The organism is Pseudomonas sp. PS01297 (genome assembly GCF_029959305.1).
Lineage (GTDB): Bacteria > Pseudomonadota > Gammaproteobacteria > Pseudomonadales > Pseudomonadaceae > Aquipseudomonas > Aquipseudomonas helleri.
The window spans coordinates 1-8,825 of the sequence record NZ_JASCPQ010000146.1 but is presented as its reverse complement, the minus strand read 5'-3'; the positions used below and the strand labels follow the sequence as shown (position 1 = coordinate 8,825).

Here is an 8,825-nt window from a genome sequence, read left to right as displayed (position 1 = left end):
CCTTGGTCTGCTCTGTATGGGGTTCTGCGGGCATTGCGGTTCCTGAATCGGGGTGGCGCCGCCATCCGGCGGCGCAACCATCGATTGTCAGCTTCAAGCGTTGGCGCGATCCAGCAGGTATTGCGTCAGCAAAGGCACAGGGCGGCCGCTGGCGCCTTTGTCCTTGCCGCCGCTGACCCATGCGGTGCCAGCGATGTCCAGGTGAGCCCAGTGGTAGGCCTTGGCAAAGCGCGACAGGAAGCAGCCCGCGGTGATAGCGCCGCCTTTAGGGCCGCCAATATTGGCCATGTCGGCAAACGGGCTGTCCAGTTGCTCTTGGTATTCGTCGAACAGCGGCAACTGCCAGGCGCGGTCGTCGGCTTGTTTGCCGGCTTCCAGCAATTGGCCGATCAGTTCGTCGTTGTTGCCCATCAGGCCGGAGGTGTGAGCACCCAAGGCCACCATGCACGCGCCGGTCAGGGTGGCGATATCGATCACCGCTTGCGGCTTGAAGCGCTCGGCGTAGGTCAGGGCGTCGCACAGCACCAGGCGGCCTTCGGCGTCGGTGTTGAGGATTTCAACGGTCTGGCCGCTCATGGTCGTCACGATGTCGCCCGGACGCGCCGCGCCGCCGCTTGGCATGTTCTCGGCGCAGGCCAGGATGCACACCAGGTTGATCGGCAGCTTCAGCTCAAGCACAGCACGCAGGGTGCCGAACACGCTGGCAGCGCCGCCCATGTCGTACTTCATTTCGTCCATGCCCGCACCCGGCTTGAGGCTGATGCCGCCGGTGTCGAACGTGATGCCTTTGCCGACCAGCACAAAAGGCTTCTCGGATTTTTTGCCGCCTGCGTAGTTCATCACGATCAGGCGTGGGGGCTGGTCGCTGCCCTGGCCGACCGCGTAGAACGCGCCCATGCCCAGGTCCTTGATTTTCTTCTCGTCAAGGATCTCGACTTTCAGGCCTTTGAATTCCTTGCCCAGGTCCTTGGCTTGTTCGGCCAGGAAAATCGGGTGGCAAATGTTCGGTGGCAGGTTGCCCAGATCGCGGGTAAACGACATGCCGCTGGCAATGGCTTGTGCGTGGGTGACTGCGCGCTGCACTTCAGCCTGTGCGGCCTTGATGGTCAGCAGGGTGATTTTTTTCAGGGCGCGAGGTTCGGCTTTCTGGCTTTTGAAACGGTCGAAAGTGTATTCACCGTCGAGCAGGGTTTCAGCCAGCAGGCGGGTTTTGCTGTAGCTGTCACGGCCCTTGACCACCAGTTCGTCGAGTGCGAACACCGCGTCGCTGCCGCCCAGGCCTTTAAGGACGCTCAGCGCGCCGCTGATGATTTTGCGAAAAGGGCGGTCGCCCAGTGCTTCGTCTTTGCCTGTGCCCAGCAGCAATACGCGCTCGGCCTTGAGGTTTGGCAGGCTGTGAAGCAACAGGCTCTGGCCGGTTTTGCCGGCGATGTCGCCACGCTTTACCACGGCGCTGATGGCGCCACCGGTGAGTTCGTCGATGGCTTTAGCGGTAGGGCCGAGCTTGCGGCCTTCGCTGATGGCGACCACGAGAGTGGCCGTTTTCAACGTTTCTGGGCTGACGCTTTTTACAACCAGTTCCATGTCCGGGTCCCTGAATCAAATGGTCAACGTGCGCACAAACGGTGCGGTTCGCGTGCTTGAAAGATACAGCGCCCCACCTGTGCTTCGGGCGGGCGTCAAGGCAGGCAGTTTGAACCTCGTCGGCCGCGCCTGACAACCCTCGAATGCAGGCAAATCAGCGCTTTAAAGCCTTGGCTGAGCATGCGCAGTGACAGGCGCGGCCATTCACAGGATAATGCGCCATCTTTTTAAACGACTAGGCTCATCTACATGAGCTAGTGTCGATTCGCTATGCCGCTTGTTTGGCCGCCTTAGCCTGACGACCCCTGGAGTGTCTGGTTTGATCGTCTTCCGTTATCTGTCCCGCGAAGTCCTGCTTACATTGAGCGCTGTCAGCGCTGTGCTGCTGGTCATCATCATGAGCGGTCGCTTCATTAAATACCTGGCCCAGGCTGCCTCGGGCGCCATGGACCCCAGTTCGCTGTTCTTGATCATGGGCGTTCGTCTGCCCGGCTTCTTGCAGCTGATCTTGCCGCTGGGCCTGTTTCTGGGCTTTCTTCTGGCTTACGGGCGCATGTACCTCGAAAGCGAGATGACGGTCCTGTCAGCCACCGGCATGAGCCAGCAGCGTCTGTTGGCCATCAGCATGGTACCGGCCACTATCGTGGCGCTGATCGTTGCCTGGTTAAGCTTGAGCCTGGCGCCTCAGGGCGCTACGCAGTTTCAGCTGCTGCTCAACAAGCAAGATGCCCTGACCGAGTTCGATACCCTGGAACCGGGCCGCTTTCAGACCCTGAACGATGGCTCCCGGGTGACCTACACCGAACAATTGACCAATGACCGGACGAATCTGGGGGGCGTGTTTATCACCCAGAAGAACCTCGGTCAGGACGCCAAGGATCGCAGCATTTCCATTTTGGTCGCGCAAAAGGGCCGCCAGGAAGTGCGTCCAGACGGCAGCCGCTGGTTAATTCTGGATAACGGCTATCGTTATGACGGCAACCCTGGCTTGGCGGATTACCGCGCCATCAAATACGACACCTACGGCGTACTGCTTCCCAAGCCGGATGTCAGCAATGAAGTCACCGACCGCGATGCGATGCCTACCAGCAGCCTTATCGGCAACCCTGACGTAAAGGCGATTGCTGAGCTGCAGTGGCGTATTTCCATGCCGCTGCTGGTCTTTATCGTGACCCTGATTGCCGTTCCGCTGTCGCGAGTCAACCCGCGCCAGGGCCGCTTCCTCAAGCTGTTGCCAGCCATCCTTCTCTATATGGGCTATGTGACCGCCTTGATTCTGGTCCGTGGCGCCCTCGAAAAAGGCAACATTTCACCCACGCTGGGCTTGTGGTGGGTGCACGGTCTGTTCTTGATCATTGGTCTGTTGTTGTTCTATTGGGAGCCTTTGCGCTTGAAGTTGGCGAGTCGTCGTAGCGCGAAGGAGCTGGCTCATGGTTAAGCTCGATCGCTACATTGGTAAAAGTGTGTTGCTGGCGATCCTCGCTGTGTCGGGGATCATCGTTGGTCTTGCGTCGCTGTTCGCGTTCATTGATGAGGTCAAGAGCCTCTCCAGCTCTTACACCATGGCGGATGTGTTCAGTTTTGTGATGCTGACCGCGCCGCGTCGTCTGTACGATATGTTGCCGGTGGCGGCCCTGATCGGCTGCCTGATTGGTTTGGGCAGCCTGGCGAGCAACAGTGAACTGACCATCATGCGGGCGGCGGGTGTGTCCACCGGCCGTATTGTTTGGGCGGTCATGAAGCCGATGCTGGTGTTGATGCTGGCCGGCATTTTGATTGGCGAGTACCTGGCGCCTGCGACCGAATCGGTGGCTCAGGCCAACCGGGCACTGGCCCAGGGCAGCGGTGATGCGCAAAGCTCCAAGCATGGTATGTGGCACCGCGAGGGGGATGAGTTCATCCACATCAACGCGGTTCAGCCCGATGGCATGCTGCTGGGGGTGACGCGTTATCGTTTCGATAAAGAACACCACCTGCTGTCTGCCAGTTTTGCTAAAAAGGCCAACTTCACGCAGGACCACTGGGAACTGAGCGATGTGGCGACTACGGTCTTCCACGAGCGCAATACTGAAGTCGTTAACACGCCTGAAGAGCGCTGGGACGTTTCGCTGAGCCCCGAGCTGCTCAATACCGTGGTCATGGCCCCGGATGCGTTGTCGATTTCCGGGCTGTGGGGCTACATCCACTACTTGAAAGACCAGGGTCTGAACAACGGCCGTTACTGGCTGGCATTTTGGGTCAAGGTGTTGCAGCCATTTGTCACGGCTGCGCTGGTGTTGATGGCCATTTCTTTCATCTTCGGCCCGCTGCGTTCTGTTACTTTGGGGCAGCGCGTGTTCACCGGTGTATTGATCGGCTTTGCGTTCAAGATTGCGCAAGACCTGCTGGGGCCAGCCAGCCTGGTGTTTGGCTTCTCGCCGCTGTTCGCGGTGCTGTTGCCAGCCGGTATCTGTGCGCTGGCCGGTTTCTGGTTGTTGCGCAGGGCCGGTTGATCAATACCTCTTGGGTTGATCAAAAAGCCTCTATCACTTGATAGGGGCTTTTTTGTGAACGTGACGCTTGGCTCAGGGATCAGGTACAATTCCCGGCTATTTTTCGGCGGGCAGTCTGCCTGCGACTTTTTTTGAGTGTTGACCCGTGAGTGATTTGAGTCATATCCGCAATTTCTCCATCATCGCCCACATTGACCATGGCAAGTCGACGCTGGCCGATCGTTTCATTCAGATGTGCGGTGGTCTGACTGCCCGCGAAATGGAAGCCCAGGTACTGGACTCCATGGACCTGGAGCGTGAGCGTGGGATTACCATCAAGGCCCACAGCGTTACCCTGTACTACACGGCCAAAGACGGCATTACCTATCAGCTGAACTTCATTGACACCCCGGGCCACGTTGACTTCACCTACGAAGTCAGCCGGTCTCTGGCGGCCTGTGAAGGTGCGCTGCTGGTTGTCGACGCGGGTCAGGGCGTAGAAGCCCAGTCCGTTGCCAACTGCTATACCGCTATCGAGCAGGGTCTTGAGGTGATGCCGGTCTTGAACAAGATCGACCTGCCGCAGGCCGATCCTGACCGTGTGAAAGAAGAAATCGAAAAAATCATCGGCATCGATGCCACTGACGCCGTGACCTGCAGTGCCAAAACCGGCCTGGGCGTGGATGAAGTGCTTGAGCGCCTGGTGCACACCATTCCTGCGCCTACCGGCAATATCGAAGATCCGCTGCAAGCGTTGATCATCGACTCCTGGTTCGACAACTACCTGGGCGTTGTGTCCTTGGTACGCGTGCGCCACGGCCGCGTGAAGAAGGGCGACAAAATCCTGGTTAAATCCACCGGCAAGGTCCACCTGGTGGACAGCGTTGGTGTATTCAACCCGAAACACACTGCCACTGCCGACCTCAAGGCCGGTGAAGTGGGCTTCATCATCGCCGGTATCAAGGACATTCACGGTGCGCCGGTAGGTGACACCCTGACCCTGAGCACAACCCCTGATGTTGAAGTGCTGCCAGGTTTCAAGCGCATTCAGCCGCAGGTATACGCGGGCCTGTTCCCGGTCAGCTCCGATGACTTCGAAGACTTCCGTGATGCGCTGCAAAAGCTGACGCTCAACGACTCGTCGCTGCAATACACGCCAGAAAGCTCTGACGCACTGGGCTTCGGCTTCCGTTGCGGCTTCCTGGGCATGCTGCACATGGAAATCATCCAGGAGCGCCTGGAGCGCGAATACGACCTGGACCTGATTACCACGGCGCCGACGGTAATTTTCGAGCTGCTGCTCAAGAACGGTGAAACGATTTACGTCGATAACCCGTCCAAGCTGCCAGACTTGTCTGCCATCGAGGACATGCGCGAGCCGATCGTGCGTGCCAACATTCTTGTGCCTCAAGAGCACTTGGGCAACGTCATAACCCTGTGTATCGAAAAACGTGGCGTTCAACACGACATGTTGTTCCTGGGTACTCAGGTACAAGTGACCTACGATTTGCCGATGAACGAAGTGGTTCTGGACTTCTTCGACCGTCTCAAATCCACCAGTCGCGGCTATGCTTCGCTCGATTACCATTTCGACCGCTACCAGTCGGCTAATCTGGTGAAGCTGGATGTATTGATCAACGGCGAAAAAGTCGATGCCCTGGCATTGATCGTTCACCGTGACAACGCCCACTACAAAGGGCGTGCGCTAACCGAAAAAATGAAAGAACTGATTCCGCGTCAGATGTTCGATGTTGCAATCCAGGCCGCCATTGGTGGGCAGATTGTGGCGCGAACCACTGTCAAGGCTCTCAGAAAGAACGTACTGGCCAAATGCTACGGTGGTGACGTTAGCCGTAAGCGCAAGCTGTTGGAAAAGCAAAAGGCCGGTAAAAAACGCATGAAGCAAGTGGGTAACGTGGAAATTCCACAAGAAGCCTTCCTTGCGGTGCTCAGGTTGGATAGCTAGGTCCTATGTCACTAAATTTCCCGCTGTTGCTGGTTATTGCTGTCGCCGTCTGCGGTTTGCTGGCGCTGCTCGATCTGGTCTTCCTGGCACCTCGCCGGCGCAAGGCCATTGCCAACTATCAGGCCACTGTTCAGCCGGCTGATATGCAGGTCATCGAGAAGCTCAACAAGGAACCGTTGCTGGTCGAGTACGGCAAGTCGTTCTTCCCGGTGTTGTTCATCGTTCTGGTGCTGCGTTCGTTTCTGGTTGAGCCGTTCCAGATTCCGTCGGGCTCGATGAAGCCGACACTGGATGTGGGCGACTTCATTTTGGTGAACAAATTTTCTTACGGGATCCGCTTGCCGGTGATCGACAAGAAAATCATCGAAGTGGGTGATCCGCAGCGCGGGGATGTGATGGTGTTTCGCTACCCAAGCGATCCGTCGGTCAACTACATCAAGCGTGTAGTGGGCCTGCCGGGCGACACCGTTCGCTACACCAGCGACAAGCATTTGTACGTCAATGGCCAACTGGTTGCTGAGCAACTGGTAGGTGTCGAGCCGGGCACATTGGGCAGTGCCGAGTTGTACAAAGAGAAGCTGGGCGAAGTCGAGCACATGATCCGCAAGGAAATGAGCCGCTATCGCGCGCCACCTGATAACGAGTGGACGGTTCCGGCCGGGCACTACTTCATGATGGGCGACAACCGCGACAATTCGAACGACAGCCGTTACTGGGATGATCCGAACATTCCCAAAGATGAGCTGGGCATGGTTCCCGACCAGAACATTGTCGGCAAGGCCTTCGCTGTTTGGATGAGTTGGCCGGAACCCAAGATGAGCCATCTGCCGAACTTCTCGCGGGTGGGGCTGATCAAGTAGCCAAGACGGCGCTGTTAATAACAGCGCCGAATGCTTTTCAGGCGTCCTGATAAATCGGGCGCCTGACGGTTCTTACGACCGCCTGCCGTCTCAGGCAGGGCGGTCAACAGTATTCAGGATGTGGATTTGAACAAAGCGTTAAGTGTGACGGCGGCGAACAGCCTGTTCCCTGTCCATTTGCTATGCGATAAACGAGCATCACTGATCCCTAATATCGGTCCGGTGGTGACATTCGGCCACGAACTCAGCGTGGGTAAATCGTGAGTTTTTCTTTAAGTCGTTTAGAGCGTCAGCTCGGCTACACCTTCAAGGACCAGGAACTGATGATCCTGGCCCTGACACACCGCAGTTTCGCGGGGCGCAATAACGAGCGCCTTGAGTTCCTGGGCGATGCAATCCTCAACTTTGTCGCCGGTGAAGCGTTGTTTGATCGCTTCCCGTTGGCCCGTGAAGGGCAGCTGTCGCGCCTGCGCGCGCGTTTGGTCAAAGGCGAAACCCTGGCCGTACTGGCGCGCGGCTTTGAGTTGGGCGAGTACCTGCGCCTGGGTTCGGGCGAACTGAAAAGCGGCGGTTTTCGTCGCGAGTCGATTTTGGCAGATGCCCTTGAAGCGCTGATTGGCGCCATCTACCTCGACGCGGGCATGGAAACCGCCCGTGATCGCGTATTGGCCTGGCTGGCTGGCGAGTTCGAGACGCTGACCCTGGTCGACACCAATAAAGATCCAAAAACACGCCTGCAAGAGTACTTGCAGTCGCGCGCCTGTGAACTGCCACGCTATGAAGTGGTGGATATTCAAGGCGAACCGCATTGCCGCACTTTCTTTGTTGAGTGCGAGATTGCCCTATTGAATGAAAAAAGCCGAGGTCAGGGTGTGAGCCGTCGTATTGCCGAACAGGTAGCGGCCGCAGCAGCACTGATTGCCCTTGGCGTGGAGAATGGCCATGACTGATTCAACTGCAACTCGCTGTGGCTATGTCGCCATCGTTGGTCGACCAAACGTGGGTAAATCCACACTGCTGAACCACATCCTCGGTCAAAAGCTGGCGATCACCTCGCGCAAGCCGCAGACCACCCGCCACAACATGCTGGGCATCAAGACCGAAGGCGATATTCAGGCCATCTACGTTGATACGCCGGGCATGCACAAGGGGGGTGAAAAGGCCCTGAACCGCTACATGAACAAAACTGCGTCGGCTGCGTTGAAAGACGTCGACGTGGTGATCTTCGTGGTGGATCGCACCAAGTGGACTGAAGAAGACCAAATGGTTCTTGAGCGCGTCCAGTACGTGACCGGCCCGGTGATTGTGGCGTTGAACAAGACTGACCGCATCGAAGACAAAACTGAATTGATGCCGCACCTGACCTGGCTTCAGGAGCAATTGCCGAACGCCCAGATCGTGCCGATCTCGGCTCAAAACGGCCACAACCTCGATGCCCTTGAGCGTGTGATTGCTGATCATCTGCCGGAAAACGACCACTTCTTCCCGGAAGACCAGATCACTGACCGCAGCAGCCGTTTCCTCGCCGCTGAACTGGTTCGTGAAAAAATCATGCGCCAGTTGGGTGCAGAGCTGCCGTACCAGATCACCGTTGAAATCGAAGAATTCAAGCAGCAGGGCAAGACCTTGCACATTCATGCCTTGATTCTGGTTGAACGTGACGGGCAGAAAAAAATCATCATTGGCGACAAGGGCGAGCGCATCAAGCGCATCGGTACTGAAGCGCGTAAAGACATGGAGCTGCTGTTCGACTCCAAAGTCATGCTCAACTTGTGGGTCAAGGTCAAAGGCGGCTGGTCCGACGACGAACGCGCCCTGCGTTCGCTGGGCTATGGCGACCAGTAACAGGTTGTAATACCTCGCTGCCTTGCAAGATCCTGTGGGAGCGGGCTTGCTCGCGATAGCATCAACCGGTCTGCCTGCCTTGCCGAGTTGATGCTATCG

7 protein-coding genes are annotated in these 8,825 nt (G+C 57.3%); 6 read left to right on the top strand and 1 reads right to left on the bottom strand.

Translation table 11 applies throughout. The features are described 5' to 3' along the window. Positions 1–93 precede the first annotated feature (93 nt). Positions 94–1,584 carry a leucyl aminopeptidase gene (locus QMX84_RS25010; protein ID WP_123749678.1) on the bottom strand — a complete coding sequence of 497 codons (1,491 nt, stop codon included), beginning with the start codon at positions 1,582–1,584 and terminating at the stop codon, positions 94–96. Between the two features lie 319 nt (positions 1,585–1,903). Here QMX84_RS25010 and lptF point away from each other — a divergent pair, with 319 nt between their 5' ends. The 6 genes from lptF (at position 1,904) to era (ending at position 8,726) form a co-directional block, all read left to right on the top strand. After that, a complete protein-coding gene (lptF, locus tag QMX84_RS25005) occupies positions 1,904–3,022 on the top strand; it encodes an LPS export ABC transporter permease LptF (RefSeq protein ID WP_282365046.1) in 1,119 nt (372 codons plus the stop codon). Continuing rightward, on the top strand, positions 3,015–4,076 hold the full coding sequence (gene lptG / locus QMX84_RS25000; RefSeq protein WP_262122807.1) for an LPS export ABC transporter permease LptG: 1,062 nt from the start codon (positions 3,015–3,017) through the stop codon (positions 4,074–4,076). Before lptF ends, lptG begins: the two co-directional genes overlap by 8 nt. A gap of 145 nt (positions 4,077–4,221) precedes the next feature. After that, complete coding sequence (lepA, locus tag QMX84_RS24995) at positions 4,222–6,021, top strand: translation elongation factor 4 (protein WP_048368201.1); 1,800 nt, start codon at positions 4,222–4,224, stop codon at positions 6,019–6,021. Between the two features lie 5 nt (positions 6,022–6,026). After that, positions 6,027–6,881, top strand: coding sequence for a signal peptidase I (gene lepB, locus QMX84_RS24990; protein WP_048368199.1), 855 nt, complete (start codon positions 6,027–6,029; stop codon positions 6,879–6,881). A 260-nt stretch (positions 6,882–7,141) separates the two neighbouring features. Beyond that, entirely contained in the window at positions 7,142–7,831 is a 690-nt protein-coding gene (gene rnc / locus QMX84_RS24985) for a ribonuclease III (RefSeq protein ID WP_048389737.1), read from the top strand. Beyond that, positions 7,824–8,726 carry a GTPase Era gene (era, locus tag QMX84_RS24980; protein WP_048389733.1) on the top strand — a complete coding sequence of 301 codons (903 nt, stop codon included), beginning with the start codon at positions 7,824–7,826 and terminating at the stop codon, positions 8,724–8,726. Before rnc ends, era begins: the two co-directional genes overlap by 8 nt. Positions 8,727–8,825: the final 99 nt, after the last annotated feature.

Excerpts from the sequence above, each read along its gene's own strand:
- lptG (WP_262122807.1), top strand. The coding sequence starts at position 3,015 with ATGGTTAAGCTCGATCGCTACATTGGTAAAAGTGTGTTGCTGGCGATC.
- lepB (WP_048368199.1), top strand. The coding sequence starts at position 6,027 with ATGTCACTAAATTTCCCGCTGTTGCTGGTTATTGCTGTCGCCGTCTGC.
- QMX84_RS25010 (WP_123749678.1), bottom strand. The coding sequence starts at position 1,584 with ATGGAACTGGTTGTAAAAAGCGTCAGCCCAGAAACGTTGAAAACGGCC.
- era (WP_048389733.1), top strand. The coding sequence starts at position 7,824 with ATGACTGATTCAACTGCAACTCGCTGTGGCTATGTCGCCATCGTTGGT.